We start from the raw sequence: 19053 nt of genomic DNA, 5'->3' as shown, positions 1-19053 counted from the left end.
CTCAGAGCCGCCGCAGCCGCTCCTCGTCCGGCGTCCGTGGGCAGGTGATACAGGCGGAGTCCGGCCGGATCGCGTAGTAGAGGCAGCAGCCGAGCCGGGTGCGGGTCGGGTGGCCGCGCCCGTCCTCGCCGCGCAGGAGGCGGAAGTCGGCGGCGCCGAGCAGCGGCTGGGTGCCGCCGGGCAGCACCGCTCCGGCGGCCGCGACGGCGGCGGACTCCTCGCCGAGCATCCGGCCGAGGTACCAGACGGCGGAGGCCAGATCGTCCGTCACCATGCCCCACAGGGCGCGGGTGCCGCGCCGGGTGGCGCCCGAGAAGGCGGTGAGCAGCGGCTCGACGTGGGTGACGACGGAGGCGCGCAGTTCGGCGCGCAGTTCGTCGTCGCCCGCGAGCGTGCTGTGGGCGCGTGGACGGAGTGCGAAGTCACCCGTGGGGGCGTGCATCCAGAGGTCCGCGCCGTCGATGACGGGGACCCGGCGGGCGAGGTGCCAGGGGCCGGCGATCAGGACGCAGACCGACCAGAGGTAGTGGTGCAGCAGCCGGGAGGCGGTGACGTGGGGGCGCGGGGCCTTGCCGTGCTCGGCGGCGATCCGGGACTCCTCGCCGGCCAGCGCGTCGGCCAGCGCGGTCGGATCCGCCGCCAGTTCGACGGCGGAGTACCAGCCCTGAGCACGTGTGGGCGCGGCCTCGCCCGCGCCGAGCACGTCGACCCGCAGGGCCGGGGCGAGGTCCAGCAGCCGCCGGTAGTCCGCGTAGAGAGGACAAGGGACGCATGGGGTGGCGGGCACGGGTGTGGCCCCCAAGATCATCGGCACTCCCCGAGATCGGCTAAGGTGAGCCTCACCTTATACGCGGTACGCACGCCATGGGGGTCGAACTCGGCCTGGTCCGTACCAAGTCGCCAGGACTTGACGAGATAAGGATTGCCTAACCTAAGATCTCGCCCTGTGCTGAGAACCGACCCGCCGGCCGCCACGGCCTCGGCGGTCCCCCGACACCCGACGCTACGGCGGCCGCTCCTGCTGGCCGCCGGCGTCTGCGCGCTCGTGCTGTGCGCCGCGCTGAGCCTCGCTCTCGGCTCCCGCTCCATCCCGCTCTCCACCGTGATCGACGCTCTGACCGGCGCCGGGCACGGCGGCGACGCCGACGTGGTGACGGGCCTTCGGGTCCCCCGGACGGTGATCGGGCTGACGATCGGGGCGGCGCTCGGCGCCGCCGGCGCGGTCGCCCAGGGCGTCACCCGCAACCCGCTCGCCTCACCCGTCACGCTGGGGATCAACGCGGGCGCGGGCTTCGCCGTGGTCGCCGCGATCTACGCCCTCGGCCTCACCCGGCCGGTCGAGTACCTCTGGTTCGCCTTCGCCGGCGCGGCCGTCGCCGCGGTGGCCGCCTACGCGATGTCCCGCCGGGGCGGCGACCTCGACCCCGTCCGGCTGGCCCTCGGCGGCACCGTGCTCACCGTGGTGCTCACCTCCTGGACCTCGGCACTGATGCTGGCCAGTCACCGCACGCTGGACGAGGCGCGGTTCTGGCTGGCCGGCTCCATCGCCGGGCGCCACCTGGACACCCTGACGCCCCTGCTGCCGTTCCTGGCGCTCGGGCTGGTCGGCGCGTTCGCCGTGGCGCCCTCGCTCAACGCGCTCGCCCTCGGCGACGAGAGCGCCCAGGCGCTCGGCGTGCCGGTGGCCAGGATCCGGGTGCTCGGCGGTCTGACCGTCGTCCTGCTGGCCGGCAGCGCCGTCGCCGTCGCCGGACCGATCGCCTTCGTCGGGCTGGCGGCGCCGCACCTGGTCCGGCCGCTGCTCGGAAACGACCACCGCTGGCTGCTGCCGGGCTGCCTGATCACCGGTCCGCTGCTGCTGCTCGCGGCCGACGTGCTGGGCCGGCTGGTAGCCCGGCCGTCCGAGATCGAGGTCGGCATCGTGACGGCCTTCCTCGGCGCGCCGCTGCTCGCGGTGCTGGCCCGGAAGGTGGCCCGATGAGCGTCCTGACCCCGGCGGTGCCCGCCACCGCTGTCGGCACGGCGGCCCGTCGCCGGGCCCACACCGCCGCCTGGTCGCTGCTCGCCGCCGCCCTGCTGGTCCTGCTGACCGGGATCGCGCTCGGCACCGGCCAGGTCGAGATGTCGGTCTGGGAGGCGCTGCGCGCCCTGGTCGGGCTCGGCGACGCCGGGAACGTGCTGGTGGTGCAGGAGTTCCGGGCACCCCGGGTGGTCTCCGCCCTGATCGCGGGAGCCGCGCTCGCGGTGGCCGGCTCGATGCTGCAACGGCTCTTCCGCAACCCCCTGGCCTCTCCCGACACCATCGGCGTCACCGGCGGCGCGTCGTTCGGCGCGGTGCTGATGCTCGCCACCGGCGCCTCGCAGGAGCTGATCCCGCTCGCCGCGCTCGGCGGCGGGCTGCTCGCCGCCCTGCTGCTCGGCGGCTTCGCCTGGCGGTCGCGGATGGCCGTCACCCGGCTGGTGCTGGTCGGCCTGGCGGTCCAGCAGGGCCTGGCCGCGGCGGTGAACCTGATGATCGTCCGGTTCCCCGCCGAGCTGGCCTCCTCGGCGATGCAGTGGACCACCGGCTCGCTCTACGGACGGGACTGGACCGAGGTCTGGATCGGCGGCACCGCCATCGCGCTCACCGTCGTCGCCGTGGTGCTCAGCCAGCGACGGGTCGCCGTGCTCGACCTCGGCGACGACTCGGCCGGCGGCCTCGGCCTGAACCCGAACCGCGACCGGCTCGTCCTGCTGCTGCTCTCCATCGCGCTGGCCTCGCTGGCCGCCGCGCTCACCGGACCGGTCGCCTTCGTGGCGCTCGCCGTCCCGCACCTGGTCCGCCTGCTGGCCGGACCGCCCACCCTCGGCACGCTCGGCCTCACCGCGCTCGCCGGCGCCGTGCTGCTGCTCTCCGCCGACCTCCTGGTGCTCCATGTGATCCCCGTCCACGGCCTGCCGGTCGGTGCCGTCACCGCCACCCTCGGCGCGCCCTGGCTCCTGGCGCTGATGATCCGCCAGGGCCGGCTTCCCCAGAGGAGCGACCGATGACCCCCGACGTGGCGACCCCCTTCACGGCCCCCGACCCGGCGGGCAACCGCCTCGCCGCCCACGGCCTGCACCTGCGCTACGGCAACCGGGTGATCGTCGACGGCCTCGACCTGGAGCTGCCCGGCGGCGCCGTCACCGCGATCGTGGGCCCGAACGCCTGCGGCAAGTCGACCCTGCTGCGCGGCCTGGTCCGGCTGCTCGGCCCGGCCGCCGGCACCGTCACCCTGGACGGCTCGGACATCCACCGGATGTCCGCCCGGGCGCTCGCCAAGCGGATGGGCCTGCTCCCGCAGCAGCCCGTCACCCCCGAGGCGATCACCGTCGAGGCGCTGGTCCGGCTCGGCCGCTTCCCGCACCAGCGGCTGCTCACCCCCTGGTCCAAGGCCGACCAGGCCGCCGTCGAGGACGCGCTGGCCCGCACCGGCACCACCGACCTGCGCGACCAGCAGGTGGACCGGCTCTCCGGCGGCCAGCGCCAGCGCGCCTGGATCGCGCTCGCGCTCGCCCAGGACACCGACCTGCTGCTGCTCGACGAGCCCACCACCTTCCTGGACCTCCGGCACCAGCTGGACGTCCTCGACCTGGTCGCCGACCTGCACGCCGAGGCCGGCCGCACCGTCGTCATGGTGCTGCACGACCTCGGGCAGGCCGCCCGCTACGCGGACCACCTGGTCGTCCTCAAGGACGGCCGGCTGGCCGCCGCCGGACCGCCCGCCGAGGTGCTGACCGCCGACCTGGTGGAGGCCGTCTTCCAGGTGCCGTGCCAGGTCGTGCCCGACCCGGAGACCGGCACCCCGCTGGTCGTCCCGCGGGCCCGGACCGGGCGGGCCGCCGCCCGCTGACCCGCCCGACCACCCCGCGGCCGGCCCCGCTCACCCGTGGGCCCCGCCGCCCCCGACCCGCCCAGCCGTCCGCTGCCCGCAGCCTTCCGGCACCCCCGCCCCCGCACCAGAGACAAGGACCCGTCATGACCCGCTCCGCCCGCGCCCGCAGAGTCCCCGCCGCGCTCCTCGCCGCCGCGCTCTCCACCACGCTGCTCGCCGCCTGCGGCAGCACCGGCGGCGACAGCGCCGAGCCCGCCGGGGACGCCGCCTCCGCCCCCGCCGCGGTGGGCTTCCCGCGCAGCGTCACGCACGCCGCCGGGACGGCCGAGATCAAGGCCCGGCCCAAGCGCGTCGTGGTGCTGGACAGCGGCGAGCTGGACGACGTCACCCTGCTCGGCATCACCCCGGTCGGCGCGGTGTCCCCGCACATGAAGACCGAGGGCGGCTTCCCGAACTACCTCAAGGACAAGATCAAGGACACCAAGGACGTCGGCCCGATGGCCGAGCCGAACCTGGAGCTGATCGCCTCCCTCAAGCCCGACCTGATCCTCTCCTCGAAGGTCCGGCACGCCAAGGTCTACGACAAGCTCAACGCCATCGCGCCGACCGTGCTCGCCGAGACCACCGGCTTCCCCTGGAAGGAGAACCTCGCCCTCTACGCCCAGGCCCTCGGCAAGGAGGCCGAGGCCAAGAAGGCGCTGACCGACTACGAGGCCCGCGCGGCCAGGCTCGGCGAGGCGATCAAGGCCAAGAACGGCGGCACCGAGCCGACCGCCTCGGTGGTCCGCTTCGTGGCCGGCCCGACCCGCCTCTACGCCAAGGCCTCCTACAGCGGCGTGGTGCTCAAGGACGTCGGCCTGAGCCGCCCGGCCGCCCAGGACGTGGACCAGAACATCATCGAGGTGAGCGCCGAGCAGATCAACCAGGCCGACGCCGACCTGGTCTTCGTCACCGTCGCCGACGACCCGACCAAGACCAAGCAGAGCGAGGTCCAGGGCACGCCGGTCTGGCAGGGCCTGAACGCCGTCAAGAACGCCAAGGTGTTCAACGTGCCGGACGAGACCTGGATGTCCGGCATCGGCGTCCAGGCCGCCGAGGCCATGCTCGGTGACATCGCCAAGGCCGCCGGCGTCGACGCGCCCAAGTAGCCGCCCGCCCCGGGTGCGCGGGGCGGGGGCCCACCGCCCCGCCCCGCGTGGCCACCCGCCCGGCCGGCCCCAGCCCTCGCCCCTCGCCCCTCGCCCCCGTCACGGAGAGACCCGACATGCGGCTCTACCTGCTCGCCCTCAACCCCACCGACTCGGTCACCCAGGGCTTCCTCCCGGCCGCCGCACGGCTGGGGCTCGACGTCACGGTGCTCACCGACCACGCCGAGCCGCACCGGGACGCCTACGCCGCGCTGGCGTCCGCGCCGGAGGTGGTGGAGTGCGACGTCCGGGACTTCCGCGAGGTGATCGGGCTGATCTCCCGGCGGGAGGCCCCCGACGCGGTGTTCAGCAACAGCGACCACCTGCAGACCCAGACCGCCCTGGCCGCCGAGTACTTCGGGCTGCCGGCCAAGGACTGGAAGGCGGCCCTGCGGGCCAAGAACAAGGGCGAGCTGCGCCGCCACCTGACCGCCGCCGGCCTGGACGCCGTCCGCTCCTTCGAGCTCGACCCCGGCCAGGACCCCTCCGCGCTGCGGGAGTTCGACGTCCCCTTCCCGGTCGTGGTGAAACCGCGCGAGGGCGTCGCCAGCGAGGACGTCTCGCTGGTCGGCGACCGCGCGGAGCTGGAGCTGCGCTGCGCCGAGATCCAGCGGCGGCGGCCCGGCGCGGCGCTGGTCGTCGAGGAGTTCCTGGACGGGCAGTTGTGCACCCTGGAGACGCTCGGCGACGGGAAGCGGCGGCACGTCCTCGGCGGGCTGCGGACCAGACTCTCCGCTCCCCCGCACTTCATCGAGGAGATGCTGGAGTTCGTCCCCGACCACCCGCGGCCGGTGGTCGAGCAGATCCTCGCGCAGCTGGACGCCGTCGGCGTCGGACTCGGCGCCTGCCACACCGAGTTCGTCGTGCAGCCGGACGGCCGGGCGCGCATCATCGAGGTCAACTACCGTGCCATCGGCGACCAGTGCGACCTGATGCTCGCCGAGATCCTCGACATCCCGCTGTTCGAGCACATCCTCGCCGCGCACCTCGGCCGTGAGCTGCCCGAAGGCCTCACGGAGCACTGCGCGGCCACCGCGAAGCGGGCCCGCAACGAGGCGGTCTGCGCGGACCGGGCCGGCACCCTCACCGCCGCGCCCGGCCCGCACCACGAGGAGCGCGACGGCGTCCGGCTCAGCTACCAGCCGGTCCGCCCGCTCGGTGAGCGCCACGAGCTCCACCACACCAACCGGGACTACCTCGGCGTGATCTGGGCCGTCGGCACCGACCAGCAGGCCGTGGACGCCGCCGTCGCCCGCTTCGTCGCGGCCAACCGCTGGGAGATCACCCCGTGAGCGCCGCCACCCGCCCCGCCCCGCCGCGCGACGCCGGGCCCGGCGCCCCCACCGCCGCCGAGCAGTTGGCGCTGCGGGTACTCTCCGCGCTGCTGCGCGAGGACGTGCTCGGGCTGCGGACCCGCAGCACTCCGCAGGACCGCGCGGACGGCCGCTGGCTGCTGCTGGCCCCGGCCGGCCTCGCCCTGCCGGTGGTCGCCGAGGGCTTCCAGAGCGAGTACGCGGCCCGGCTCCCGCTACTGGAGCTGGACGGCACCCCGCTGACCGGGCTGGAAGCCGTCCTGGCGGCCCTGACCGGCCTCGCCGAGGCGGCGGACCGGCCCGGCTGGGCGGCGTTCACCGAGGAGTGCCGGCAGACCCTCGCCACCATGGAGCTGCACGAGCGCACCCGGGCCGAGGTGCACAGCACCCTCACCGACCTCTACGGCGCGGACCCGGCCCGCTGGAGCGGCCCCGCCGCCGCCCTGGGGCACGACGCCCTGGCCGCCCACCTCGACCACCCGGTCTACCCCACCGCCCGCGGCCGCTCCGGTCTCACCGAGCCCGAGCTGCGCGCCTACGCACCGGAGTTCCACCCGGCCTTCGAACTGCGCTGGCTCGCCGTCCCGGCCGGTGCCCTCACCGTGCACGGCGACCGGCCGCTGCCCAGCTGGTGGCCCACCCCGAGCTGGCTCGGCCTCGACCTGGCGGGCGGTGACGACGCCTGGACCACCCTGCCCGTGCACCCGCTCACGGTGGGCGAGCCGCTCGCCGGGGCACTGCGGGCGGCCGGCCTCGACGGCCGCGCGGTCCTCGCCGACCGGCCCTACCTGACCGTCGTGCCCACCCTCTCCATGCGTACCGTGGCCGTCGCCGACGACCCCGGCCACCACCTCAAACTCCCTCTCGCCACCGCCACCCTGGGCCGGCTCAACCGCCGCACCATCAAGCCGGGGACGCTGGTCGACGGCGCCGCCGGGCAGCGGCTGATCGAGGCCGTGCTGGCCCGCGAACCCCGCTTCGCCGACCGGATCCTGCACGCCGACGAGCAGAGCTGGGCCCACGCCGGCCACGAACTGCTCGCCGTCCTGCTCCGCCGCTACCCCGCCGACGCCGGCCTGGACCGCGCCGTGACCGTCCCGCTGGCCGCCCTGCTGGCCCCCGCCCCCGGCGGACGCCTGGTGATCGACCACCTGGCCGACCGCTTCCACGGCGGCGACCCGGTCGCCCTCTACGACACCCTGCTGGACCTGCTGCTCGACTGGCAGGCCACGCTCTTCGGCTACGGCATCGCGCTGGAGTCCCACCAGCAGAACACCTCGGTGGTGTTCGACGAGGACGGCGGCCTGCGGCTGCTCTACAAGGACGACGACGGGCCGCGGATCCACACCGGCCGGCTCGCCGCCACGCTGGGCGAACACGGCCCCGGCCGGGCGGAGTTCGACGACGCCCGGATCTTCGGCGACGGCGACCGACCGCTGACCGACCTCTTCGCCACCATCACCGGCCACCTCTGCGCCGGCTCCCTGGCGTTCGGCCTCGCCGCCCACGGCCGCGCCGAACTGGGCGACCTGCTCGACCTGTTGCGCAGACGGCTGGCGGAGGCCACCGAACGGATCGGGCCGGCCGGCGCACCGCTGCGCGCCGCCCTGCTGGACGCCGAGCGACTGCCGGTCAAGGCGATGGTGACCGCCGGGACCCTGCTCACCAAGCAGCGCTCGGGCGCCGCCGACATCAACAAGCACTACACCGACGGGCCCAACTACCTCCGTCCGGACGCCGTCGCGGCAGCACCGGCGGGCGGCGCCGGGGCCACCCGATGAGCGTCGACACCCTGCCACAGCACCCCGGCAGCACCGCCCGCCCCGAGGGGCTCGGCCGGCGCCAGGTGCACGCGGTGGCCGCCTGCTACTTCGTCGCCTCCTTCGCCGCCCTCGGCCTGCCGCCCTACCTGACGGCCATCCTCCCGGCCCTCGGCGACCCGCAGGGACGCTGGGCGGGCGTGCTCTACATCGTCCCGACCGTGTTCAGCGCCCTCGGTGCCCCGCTCTGGGGCCGGCTCGCCGACCGGTTCGGCCGCAAACGGCTGCTGCTGCGCGCCCAACTCGGCCTCACCGTCTCGTTCCTGCTGGCCGGAGCCGCCGACAGCCTGCCCGCGTTCACGCTCGCGCTCGTCCTCCAGGGCTTCCTCGGCGGCACCTTCGCCGCCACCAACGGCTACCTGGCGGCCGCCCTGGACGGCTCGAAGCTCTCCCTCGCGCTGACCCTGATGCAGGGCAGCGCCCGGGCCGCGCTGGTCGCCGCGCCGATCCTGGTCGGCGCGCTCTCCCCGTGGATCGACCCGCACCGGCAGTACCTGCTGATGGCCGTCCTGCCGCTGACCGCGGCCCTGTTCCTGTCGCTCCTGCCGGAGCCCGACCCGGCCGCCCGGGGCGGCGGCCCGGCCACTGACACCGGCAGCGGCCCCGGCAGCGACCGGGCCCCCAGCGCCGCGACCGCCCGACCCGCCCCGATCGGCCTGCTCTACACCTTCGAGTTCGTGTTCGTCTTCGCCACCATCATCTCGTTCCCCTATCTGATATCCCTGGCGCAGGAGCGGCTGCCCGGGGTCTCGGGCACGACGACCGGCATCCTGTTCGCCCTGCCGCACCTGTGCTACCTGGCGTTCGCCGCCCGTACGCACACCGCCTTCCTCGCCCGCCCGCACGCCGGCATCGCGCTGGGCTTCGGCTTCGTCGCGCTCGGCCTCGCCGGGCACGCCGCCGCGCACTCGCTGGTGGCGTTCGTCGCCGTCCGGCTGCTGCTCGGGGCCGGGCTCACCCTCGGCCTGGTCTGCCTCTCCGTGCTGGCCGCCGAGGCCGCCCGCGGCCGGGCACCGGGGCGGATGTTCGGCACCCTCGAATTCGTCTCCAAGGGCGGCGCGGTGGCCGCCGGCGCCGTCGCCGCGCTGGCCAACGGCCGCTTCGGCGCCGCCGCCCCCGTGCTGGTCGGCACCGCCGCCGCACTGCTGGCCGCCACCGCGGCCGCCACACTCGTCTTCCCGACCCGCATCCGCTGGAGTAGTCGCCGATGACACACGACCTGACCGACCACGAACTGCCCACCCCCGACGACGCGGTCGCCCACACCCTGCTCAACTGCCTGCTGCGGGAAGTCTCGGGACCGGAACACCAGACCGCGGTCACCGACGGTCGGCTGCTGCTGCGCCTGCCCCGCCGGGGCGTCCTGCTCCGGGTCGCGCTGCGCCGCACCTCGCTGCTCGGCGCGCACCGCTTCACCGGCCCGGTCGAGGAGGAACGGGCCGCGGGCTGGGTCCCGTTGGCCTGGCGGGAGCTCGCCGGACACGTCCAGGACGAGCTGGAGCTGCGCACCGGCACGGTGAACGAGGAGTTCCTCGACCAGCTGACGTCCAGTCACGCGGGCGTACGTGCCGGGCTGGAGAACCGGCCGGCCCCGGGCCCGGACCGCTACCTGGAGTCCGAGCAGGCCCTGCTGTTCGGCCACCGCTTCCACCCCGCGCCCAAGTCCCGCTCGGCCGAGCGCGGCGACTGGCGCGCCTACGCCCCCGAGTCGCGCGCCGCGTTCCGGCTGCGGCACCTCGCCGTGCGGCGGGAGCTGATCGCGGAGTCCTCGCTGGACGCCTCGGCGACGGCGCTGCTGGACGGCCTGGGCCGGGCCCCGGTCGGCTACCGGCTGCTGCCCGTCCACCCCTGGCAGTACGAACTCCTCGCCGACCACCCGCTGCTGCGCGGCGCCCTGGAGCGCGGGGACGTCGTGGACCTCGGGCCCGGCGGTGAGCCCTTCGCCGCGACCGCCTCGGTGCGCACGCTGCACGGCGCGGGCGCGTTCCTGAAGTTCAGCCTCAACGTGCGGATCACCAACTGCCTGCGCAAGAACGCGGCGTACGAGCTGACCGGCGCCGTCGCGCTGACCCGGCTGTTGGCCCCCGCGCTGGGCGACCTCGCCGAGCGGTACCCGAATGCCGCGATGCTGCGCGAACCGGCCTTCCGCACGCTGGCCCTGCCGGGCGCGGACGGCCTCCCCGACCGCACCCTGTACGAGGGCTTCGGCCTGATCGTCCGCGAGGGCTTCGCCGGGGTGCTGCGGCCCGGCGTCACCCCGCTGCTGGCCGCCGCCGTCGCCGACGAGCACCCGACCAGCTCCGCGCACATCTCGCGGCTGCTCGGCGAGGACGCCGAGGCCGGCGAGGCGCTCGCCTGGTGGACGGACTACCTGCGGCTGCTCGTCCCGCCGGTGCTCGCCGCCTACTTCGACCACGGCGTGGTGCTGGAACCGCACCTGCAGAACGTGCTGATCGGCGTCGACGCCGCCGGGCGGCCCGCCCAGGTGCTCTTCCGCGACCTGGAGGGCACCAAGCTCGTCCCCGACCGCAACGCCGCGCTGCTCGCCGCGCTGCCGCCGGAGGTGGCCGGCCCGATGGCCTACGACGCCGAGCGCGGCTGGGACCGGGTGGTCTACTGCCTGCTGGTCAACCACGTCGCCGAGCTGCTGGCCGCGCTCGCCGACCGCCACCCGGAGGCGGAGGGCGCCCTGTGGGAGGCCGTCCGGGACACCCTGCAGGAGTACGCCGACGCGCACGGCCGCCCGCCCCGGCTGCGTGCCCTGCTGGCCGGGGTGCCGCTGCCCGCCAAGGCGAATCTGCTCACCCGCTGGGAGCGCCGGCCCGACCGCGAGGCGGGCTACGTCCGGCTGCCCTCGCCGCTGGCCGGCTCCGTCCTGGCGGAGGCCGCGCGGCTGCGCCTGCCGGCCGCCCGCACGCCGGCCTGGAGCAGCCGGTGAGCCCCGCCCGCCGCCCGACCGCCGACCGGGTGCGGCGCAGGCCCGCCCGCCGCCGCCGTCCCCACCTGGAGTCACCGATGACCGACGCCGTCCGCCGGCACGTCGCCGCGCTCGCCCCGGAGGCGCTGCCCGCCTACGTCTACGACCTGGCGGCGCTGCGTGCGCACGCCGCCGCCGTCCGGGCCGCGCTGCCCGCCCGCGTCGAGCTGTACTACGCCGCCAAGGCCAACCCGGAGGCGCCCGTGCTGGCCGCGCTGCGGGCCGCCGTCGACGGCTACGAGGTCTCCAGCGGCGGCGAGCTGGCCCACGTGCGGCAGGCCGTCCCGGACGCGCCGCTGGCCTTCGGCGGACCGGGCAAGACGCCCGCCGAGATCGTGGCCGCCCTGGACGCCGGGGTGCACCGCTGGCACGTCGAGAGCGAGCAGGAGCTGTACCGGCTCGCCGCCGCCCTGACCGACCGGCCGGACGCCGCGGTGGACGTCCTGCTGCGGGTCAACCTGCCGGTGGGCGCGGGCGCGCTGGACACGGTGGCGCTCGCGATGGGCGGCCGCCCGACCCCGTTCGGGCTGGACCCGGACCGCGCCGAGGCCTGCGCCCGGCTGCTGACCGACCCGCTCGGGCCCTTCGGCCCGCTGCTCCCCCGGCTGAGGCTGCGCGGCGTGCACGCCCACCTGGCGAGCGGGCTGGCGGCGGCGGAGCAGCTCGCCGTCGCCGGGCAGATCGTCGAGTGGTCGGCCCGCACGGCCCGGCGGCACGGCTTCGCGCTGGCGGAGGTCAACGTGGGCGGCGGCATGGCCGTCGACTACGCGGACCCCCGGGCCCGCTTCGACTGGACGGCCTTCGGCGAGGGCCTGGCGAAGCTGCTGGAGCGCCACCCGGGGCCGACCCTGCGGATCGAGCCGGGCCGCGCGCTGACCGCGTACTGCGGCTGGTACGCCACCGAGGTGCTGGACGTGAAGCAGAGCCACGGCGAGGACTTCGCGGTGGTCCGCGGCGGCACCCACCACCTGCGCACCCCGGCCACCCGGGGGCACGACCAGCCGTTCGCCGTGCTGCCGGTCGACGCCTGGCCGCACCCGTGGCCGCGCCCGGCCGTCACCACCGGCCGGGCCACCCTGGCCGGGCAGCTCTGCACCCCGAAGGACGTCCTCGCGCACGCCGCCCCGGCGGCGCGGGGCCTGCGGACCGCGGACCGGGTGCTCTTCGCGATGGCCGGCGCCTACGCGTGGAACATCTCGCACCACGAGTTCCTGATGCACCCCCGCCCGGGCTTCCACTACCTGGGCGAGGACGGCTGACGGCGGCCGGGCGGCGGACCGGGAGCGCGTCCCCCGGCCCGCCGCCCGGCGCCCGCGACGGGCGCTCCGGGGGCTGGCGAAGGTCAACACCGCACTGACGTGCGAAAGTGGTAGCCAGCGAAGGGAGCGCGCAACGTGCTGATGGACAGGGTGGCGGAGATTCTCGCCGAGGCGTGCGCCGAGGTGGTGGAGCCGCGGTTCCGCGCGCTGGCAGCCGGCGAGGTCATGGAGAAGGCCCCCGGCGAGGTCGTGACGATCGCCGACCGCGAGGCCGAGGTGATCATCGAACGGCGACTGCGCGAGCTGCTGCCCGTCCCGGTGGTCGGCGAGGAGGCCGTGTCCGCCGATCCGTCGCTCGCGCTGGCCCTCCACACGGAGCCCGCCGCCTGGCTGGTCGACCCGGTCGACGGCACCTCGAACTTCATCGCCGGCCGCCCCGACTACGCCGTGATGGCCTCGCTGGTCCGGTCCGGGCAGACCGTCGCCTCCTGGATCTGGCAGCCGGCCACCGCCACCTGTTACACCGCCGAGCTCGGCTCCGGCGCCTGGTGCAACGGCGAGCGGCTGACCAGGCCCCTTGCGGCCGGCCCGCCGACCGAGTGGCGCGGCTCGCTGAAGAGCCGCTTCCTGGAGCCGGAGCTGCGCCGGACGCTGGAGGCGAACGCCGCGGCCGGCTTCGGCGAGATCACCCCGGGCCGCAACGCGGCCGGGATCGAGTACCCGGACCTCGTCGACGGCGCGCTGGACTTCATCCTCTACTGGCGCACCCTGCCGTGGGACCACGCGCCCGGTTCGCTGCTGGTCACCGAGGCCGGCGGGGTCTCCGCCCGGCTCGACGGCAAGCCCTACCGGCCGGAGGCCCCGGGCGGCGAGGAGGGCCTGCTGGTCGCCGCCGACCCGGAGTGCTGGGAGCGCGCCCGCGCCGTCCTGTTCGGCCGGTAGGGGCCAGGAGCTGGCCGGGCCTGCGGGCCGCACGGCCGCCTGGCCGCACCGCCGGCCCGGCTGGCACCGGCTACCAGAGCACCGGGAGCCGCTCCGGCAGGCGCTTGATGAAACCGGGCCGCCACGCCAGCTGCTCGACCGGCAGGGCCAGCCGCAGGCCCGGCAGGCGCTCGACCAGCGCCGTGATCGCGATCTCGGCGTGCGTGCGGCCGAGTGCCGAGGCGGGGCAGAAGTGCCGGCCCGCGCCGAAGGCCAGGTGCGGGTTGTCGACCCGGTCGAAGTCGATCCGCTCCGGGTCCGGGAAGACGGCCGGGTCGTAGTTCGCCCCCTCGACCAGGACCAGCACCAGCTCCCCTGCCTTCACCAGCACCTCACCGACCCGGACGTCCGCCAGCGCGATCCGGGGCAGCGCGTCGCCGATCGACAGGTTGACCCGCAGCAGCTCGTCCACCGCCCGGCCGATCAGCGCGGGCTCCCGGCGCAGCCGCTCGGCCAGCTCGGGCTGCCGGGCCAGGTAGATGACGGCGTGCAGCAGGAACGAGGAGGTGGAGACGGCGCCCGCGCCGAACAGCGAGAGCGCGACGGTGGCCAGCAGCTCGTCGCCGACCCGGTCCGCGGCGTCCGGCGAGCGCCGCAGTTCGGCGAACCGGCCCAGCAGGCCCTCGGTGGGCGCCGGCTCCGCCGCGAGCCGCTCCCGCACGTAGCCGAGGTCCTTGTACCAGTTGGGCGCGGAGCCCTCGAACGGCACCGGGCTGGTGAGGAAGGCGACGTCGATGCCCGCCATCAGCCGCCGCCAGTCCTCGACGGGCAGGCCGAGCAGCCGGCAGTGCAGGGCGGCGGAGTAGGGCTCGGCGAAGCCGTCCCGCAGGTCGGCCGGGGCGCCCTGGCCGACCAGGGCGTCGATCAACCGGTGCGCCTCGGCCTGCAGCCAGCCGTCCAGCTCCTTGTCCGCGCGCGGCGAGAGGGCCTTCATGACGGCGTTGCGCAGGCCGGCGCCGTTGATCTTGCCCATGTTGTCGACCACCTCGGGCGGGATGGTCAGCGCGTACTGGCGGGGGACGCCGGGGTTGGCGGTGGCCTTGAGGCTGAAGCGCTCGTCCTCCAGCACCTGCTTGGCCAGCGGGTAGCTGCTGACCAGCCAGGCCGGGTCGCCGGTCATGGTGCGGACCGGGGCGACGGGCTGCTCGGCGCGCAGCCGGTTCGCCTCCTCGGGCAGGACGTCGCCCCGGCGGGAGAGCGGGAAGGTGAGGTCGGTCATGGGGGTACTCCCTGGGATCGGGCAGCGGGTACGGGGGGCGGCCCCACGAGGGCGGGGCGGGTGTGCGGGCACCGGTCGGGGCACGGGCGCGCGGGCGGTCGGCCGGGCGGGGCGGGGCGCGGCGCGGGTACGTGCGGGCGCGGCCGGGTCGGGCCGCACGGGTCGGGTCGGGTGCGGTCAGGCCGCGCGGGTCCCGGCGACAGCGCCCGCGGCGGCCGTCGGCGCGGCCGGGCGGACCACCGCGTAGCCCTGGCCGGGCGCCGCCCGCAGACCCTCCGAGCGGCCGAACAGCACCGGGGTGAGCGGGAGTTGGAGGTGGTAGCAGCTCACCGAGGAGGGCACGCCGAGCAGCGCCGGAGTGTCCAGGAAGAACGGCAGCTCGGCGGTTATGTAGCGGAGCCCGGCGGCCAGTTGGGGCTCGTTCGGCGCCAGCCCCTCGTCCAGCCGGGCGGCCAGGAAGCCGCGCGCCATCGCCTCGGCGGCCGCGCCGAAGTCCCGGTCGGCGCGGAGTGCGTCCAGGGCCTCCCGGTGCAACCGCCGGTAGACGGGGTGGCCGGCGAACTCGGAGAGCGCGTGCGCCCGGACGGCGTCGCGATGGCCGGTCTCCTCGACGCCGCGGGCGATCCGGCGGGCGGTGGCCTTGACCTCCTTGGCGGCCCGCCGGTGCGCGTGTTCGGGTGTGTAGCCGAAGGTCTCGTACTGCGCCCCGACATGCAGATCGGCGTGGACGATGTCGATCCGCTCGAAGAACTCCAGCCCCCACCCGATGAGTTCGGCGATTCGGCGGTGACTGAAATAGCTGTTCCCGGGACTGACACCGATGAGCAGGTGCTCACCGCGGCGCCAGATCTCGCGGCAGCGGTCGGAGAACGGAAGGGCCTCGTACCCGGTCGTATCGATGGGTGTGGCACGTTCACCCGGGAGGGTTTCACGCATGCCTTGCCTCCGCTTCGCAGGAATGGTCACAGGACTGGCTTCAGGTGGTTCACGCGGTTTTACCGGGGATTCACAGAAGTGCATGACGGCAGCCGGAGTTCACCCGGAGTCGGGGGTGGGGTCACCGCATGCTGATGACGCGCGCCTGGTCAGGCGGCCTGCCCCGGGGAGCCGTGTGCTCTTGGTGGGGCGGCGACCACATGAAGTTACCGCCGCCGTTCGGGATCTCCGCAAGCCCTGCCGAGGGGTTGGCGGATTCTGATCACCAGGCGGCCTGAATCAGCCTGTACTCCTCCGGGAAGGTATGTCCACGGAGGCTTTCCGGGGGCGGCCGAATATCCCCCGGGGAGCATGGCACGCCAGTGTGCATTCCTCCAACATCCGCCCCCGAAAAAGGCTTTGCCTTTGCCTCGGCAATTCGGCCGGACCCGGGTCCGGCCGAATTGCCGAGGCAAAGGCAATTCGGCCGGACCCGGGTCCGGCCGGCCGGACACCGCGGCCCACCGGTCGGACGCGGCAGCCGGCGGCCCACCGGCCGGCCGCGGCGGTCAGCCGGCCGCGATCTCCCGCCCGGCCCGCACCACCCGGCCCAGCAGGACGCCGACCTCGGCGGCGGTGGTGTGCGGATTGAGCAGCGTCAGCTTCAGCCGGACCCGCCCGGGGCCCTCGCCCGGGAGTTCGGTCCGGCCGACGACGGCCCGGCCGGTGCGCAGCAGCTCCCGGCGCAGCTCGCCGTTGACCGCGTCCACGGTGGCCGGGTCGGCGGCGCCGGCGCCCGGGCGGCCCGGCGGGAGGTAGCGGAACAGCACGGTGGTCAGGACGGGTTCGGCGTAAAGCTCCAGCGCCGGCTCCGCCCGGACGGCCTCGGCGGCGTCCAGCGCCAGCCGGTGGCAGGCGTCGACCAATCGGCCGAGCCCGGCGCGGCCGAGGGTGCGCAGCGTGACGGCGATCTTGAAGGCGTCGGCCCGCCGGGTGGTGCGCAGCGAGCGGCCCAACAGGCTGGGGTAGCCGGCCTGTTCGTCGTCGGCCGGGTTGAGGTACTCGGCCCGGCGGGCGAGCGAGACATAGGTCTCGGCGCGGCGGACCAGGAAGACCCCGGCGGCGGCCGGCTGCCAGCCGAGCTTGTGCCAGTCGAGCGAGACGGAGTCGGCGCGGGCGATGCCGTCGAGCAGCGGGGCGAGCCGGTCCGAGAGCAGCGCGCCGCCCCCGTACGCGGCGTCCACGTGCAGCCAGGCGCCGTAGCGGGCAGCGAGGTCGGCGGCGGCGTGCAGCGGGTCGATCGCACCGGTGTCGGTGGTGCCGGCGGTGGCCACCACGGCGATCGGGGTCTGTCCGGCCCAGCTCGCCCCGGCCAGGGCGCTCGCCAGCGCGTCCGGGTCCATCCGCTGGTCGCGGTCGACGGGGACGGGGACGACGGCGCGTTCGCCGAGGCCGAGCAGCGCCGCGGCGCGCTGGACGGAGAAGTGCGCGGCGCGGGAGGCGATGATCCGCGGCTCGACGCCGGCCGGGATCCCCTCCAGCTCGACGATGCCGTCGAGCTTCTGGTCGCGGGCCAGCATCAGGCCCATCAGGTTGGACTCGGTGCCGCCGGAGGTGAGCACCCCGGCCGCGCCGGCCGGGTCGTAGCCGACCAGGGCGGCCAGCTCGGCGATCAGCGCCGTCTCCAGGGCCGTCGCGGCGGGGGCCTGGTCCCAGGAGTCCTGCGAGGGGTTCAGCGCGCTGACCGCGAGGTCGGCGGCGGCCGCGACGGCCAGCGGTGGGCAGTGCAGGTGGGCGGCGCAGGCCGGGTCGGCCGGGTCGGCGGCGCCGTGGGCGAGGAGTTCGGTGAGCCGGGCGAGCGCCTGCGGGCCGTGCGCGTCGGCCAGCTCCGCGCGGGCCAGCGCGGCGAGCTCCCCGGGTCGGCCGGCGGGCAGCGGACCGGCCCGGCGGGCGGCTCCGGCGGCCAGCGCGGCCAGCACCTCGGCGACCAGCGGGGCGAGCGCCGCGCCGCCGCCGGCGCCACCGGCCAGCGCGTCGGGGGCGGGGGCTGGGGCGGTTCCGGGCACCGCGGCGAGGCGGGCGGGCTCCCGGTCGGGGCGGCCGGGCTCGACCGGGGTCGTCACCGTACGCCCGCCGCGGCCGCCGCGATGGCGTCGGCCAGGCGGTCGAGCACGGCGGCGGCCTGCTCGTCGGTGATGGTGAGCGGCGGCAGCAGCCGCAGGACGGCGTCGTGCCGGCCGCCGAGTTCGACGATCAGGCCGCGGGCCAGGCAGGCCTCCCGGACCTTGACGGCGAGCGCGGGTGCGGCCGGGCGGGCCCCGCAGGCGTCCGGTTCGGCGGCCGGGTCGACGAGTTCGACGCCCAGCATCAGCCCCCGCCCGCGCACGTCGCCGATCACCGGCAGCTCACCGGCCAGCGCCCGCAGCCGCTCGACCATCCGGGCGCCGACCAGCTCGGCCCGCGCGGCCAGGCCGTTCGCGGCGACGTACCGCACAGTGGCGGCGCCCGCCGCCATGGCGAGGGTGTTGCCGCGGAAGGTGCCGGTGTGGGCGCCCGGCCGCCAGCGGTCGTACTCCTCGCGGTAGACGACGACGGCGAGCGGCAGGCTGCCGCCGATCGCCTTGGAGAGCACCATGGCGTCCGGGACGATCCCGCTGTGCTCGACCGCCCACATCGCACCGGTGCGGCCGACCCCGGTCTGCACCTCGTCGACGATCAGCGGGATGCCGCGCTCGGCGGTGATCCGGCGCATCGCACGCAGCCAGCCGTCGGGGGCGGGGACGACGCCGCCCTCGCCCTGGACCGCCTCCAGGATCATCGCGGCGGGCCGGACCACCCCGCCCGAGGGGTCGTCCAGCAGCCGCTCGGCGTAGGTCGCGGCGAGCTCGGTGCCGGCCTCGCCGCCGACGCCGAACGGGCAGCGGTAGCCGTACGGGTAGGGCAGCCGGACCACCTCGCCGCCGCCCGGCAGGGGTTCCTTGACGGCGACGTTGCCGGTCAGCGCCAGGGCTCCGGCCGTCATGCCGTGGTAGGCGCCGGTGAAGGCGAGGGCGCCGGAGCGGCCGGTGGCGGTCTGCATCAGCTTGAGCGCCGCCTCGACGGCGTCCGTCCCCGCGGGCCCGCAGAAGTGCACTCGGGCCTGTCGGGCGAACTCCGGCGGCAGGCTCTCGAACAGGGCGGTGGTGAAGTCGTCCTTCTCGGCGGTGGCGAGGTCGAGCAGGTGCAGGGGCGCGCCGCTGTCCAGGGTGCGGCGGATCGCCTCCAGCACCACCGGGTGGTTGTGACCGAGGGCGAGCGTGCCCGCCCCGGAGAGGCAGTCCAGGTAACGGCGGCCGTCGGCGCCCTCGACCGTCATGCCGTGGGCGCGCACCGGGACGATCGGGAACGAGCGGGCGTAGGTGCGGGCGGCGGACTCGCGAACGCGCTGGCGGCGCAGGATGGCGTCGCCCGGGGCCTGGGCGGGGACGGCAGCGGGCCCGGTGGCGGGGACGGCGGCGAGCGTCAAGGCGAACTCCAAGAAGTTAGGTA

The 19053-nt window shown here is 75.8% G+C and carries 15 protein-coding genes; 10 read left to right on the top strand and 5 right to left on the bottom strand.

Translation table 11 applies throughout. The features are described from left to right. Position 1 precedes the first annotated feature (1 nt). A complete protein-coding gene (locus OG618_RS29115; RefSeq protein WP_329490530.1) occupies positions 2–787 on the bottom strand; it encodes a (2Fe-2S)-binding protein in 786 nt (261 codons plus the stop codon). 231 nt (positions 788–1018) lie between these two features. Between OG618_RS29115 and OG618_RS29110 the strand changes: the two genes are divergently transcribed. From OG618_RS29110 to OG618_RS29065, 10 genes are all read left to right on the top strand, one after another. Next, complete coding sequence (locus OG618_RS29110; RefSeq protein ID WP_329492333.1) at positions 1019–1981, top strand: FecCD family ABC transporter permease; 963 nt, start codon at positions 1019–1021, stop codon at positions 1979–1981. After that, the gene (locus tag OG618_RS29105; protein ID WP_329490529.1) at positions 1978–3030 is read left to right on the top strand and encodes a FecCD family ABC transporter permease; all 1053 of its coding nucleotides are present in this window, start codon (positions 1978–1980) and stop codon (positions 3028–3030) included. Before OG618_RS29110 ends, OG618_RS29105 begins: the two co-directional genes overlap by 4 nt. Further along, entirely contained in the window at positions 3027–3872 is an 846-nt protein-coding gene (locus OG618_RS29100; RefSeq protein ID WP_329490527.1) for an ABC transporter ATP-binding protein, read from the top strand. The genes OG618_RS29105 and OG618_RS29100 overlap by 4 nt, the downstream gene beginning before the upstream one ends. A 125-nt stretch (positions 3873–3997) precedes the next feature. Continuing rightward, a complete protein-coding gene (locus tag OG618_RS29095) occupies positions 3998–5002 on the top strand; it encodes an ABC transporter substrate-binding protein (protein ID WP_329490526.1) in 1005 nt (334 codons plus the stop codon). Positions 5003–5118: 116 nt separating this feature from the next. Continuing rightward, entirely contained in the window at positions 5119–6333 is a 1215-nt protein-coding gene (locus tag OG618_RS29090) for an ATP-grasp domain-containing protein (protein ID WP_329490525.1), read from the top strand. Then, positions 6330–8135 carry an IucA/IucC family protein gene (locus tag OG618_RS29085; RefSeq protein ID WP_442906878.1) on the top strand — a complete coding sequence of 602 codons (1806 nt, stop codon included), beginning with the start codon at positions 6330–6332 and terminating at the stop codon, positions 8133–8135. The genes OG618_RS29090 and OG618_RS29085 overlap by 4 nt, the downstream gene beginning before the upstream one ends. Beyond that, entirely contained in the window at positions 8132–9385 is a 1254-nt protein-coding gene (locus tag OG618_RS29080) for an MFS transporter (protein WP_329490524.1), read from the top strand. Before OG618_RS29085 ends, OG618_RS29080 begins: the two co-directional genes overlap by 4 nt. Continuing rightward, positions 9382–11112 (top strand): IucA/IucC family protein, encoded by a 1731-nt coding sequence (locus OG618_RS29075; protein ID WP_329490523.1) that lies wholly within the window; start codon positions 9382–9384, stop codon positions 11110–11112. Before OG618_RS29080 ends, OG618_RS29075 begins: the two co-directional genes overlap by 4 nt. Before the next feature lie 77 nt (positions 11113–11189). Beyond that, complete coding sequence (locus OG618_RS29070; RefSeq protein ID WP_329490522.1) at positions 11190–12410, top strand: type III PLP-dependent enzyme; 1221 nt, start codon at positions 11190–11192, stop codon at positions 12408–12410. 141 nt (positions 12411–12551) lie between these two features. Beyond that, entirely contained in the window at positions 12552–13352 is an 801-nt protein-coding gene (locus OG618_RS29065; RefSeq protein ID WP_329492330.1) for an inositol monophosphatase family protein, read from the top strand. A gap of 70 nt (positions 13353–13422) precedes the next feature. Here the strand turns inward: OG618_RS29065 and OG618_RS29060 are convergent, their stop codons facing one another. The 4 genes from OG618_RS29060 to OG618_RS29045 all read right to left on the bottom strand — a co-directional run bounded on the left by OG618_RS29060 (position 13423) and on the right by OG618_RS29045 (position 19042). Beyond that, the gene (locus OG618_RS29060) at positions 13423–14610 is read right to left on the bottom strand and encodes a cytochrome P450 (protein ID WP_329490521.1); all 1188 of its coding nucleotides are present in this window, start codon (positions 14608–14610) and stop codon (positions 13423–13425) included. A 177-nt stretch (positions 14611–14787) separates the two neighbouring features. Further along, positions 14788–15546 carry a tRNA-dependent cyclodipeptide synthase gene (locus OG618_RS29055; protein ID WP_329490520.1) on the bottom strand — a complete coding sequence of 253 codons (759 nt, stop codon included), beginning with the start codon at positions 15544–15546 and terminating at the stop codon, positions 14788–14790. Positions 15547–16094: 548 nt separating this feature from the next. After that, complete coding sequence (locus OG618_RS29050) at positions 16095–17648, bottom strand: pyridoxal phosphate-dependent decarboxylase family protein (protein ID WP_329490519.1); 1554 nt, start codon at positions 17646–17648, stop codon at positions 16095–16097. Then, positions 17645–19042, bottom strand: a complete 1398-nt coding sequence (locus OG618_RS29045) for a diaminobutyrate--2-oxoglutarate transaminase family protein (protein ID WP_442906877.1) — start codon at positions 19040–19042, stop codon at positions 17645–17647. Before OG618_RS29045 ends, OG618_RS29050 begins: the two co-directional genes overlap by 4 nt. Positions 19043–19053: the final 11 nt, after the last annotated feature.

It is taken from the genome of Kitasatospora sp. NBC_01246 (assembly GCF_036226505.1).
GTDB lineage: Bacteria > Actinomycetota > Actinomycetes > Streptomycetales > Streptomycetaceae > Kitasatospora.
Note: the sequence above shows the minus strand (reverse complement) of the source record. Positions and strands in the feature narration are given on the sequence as shown.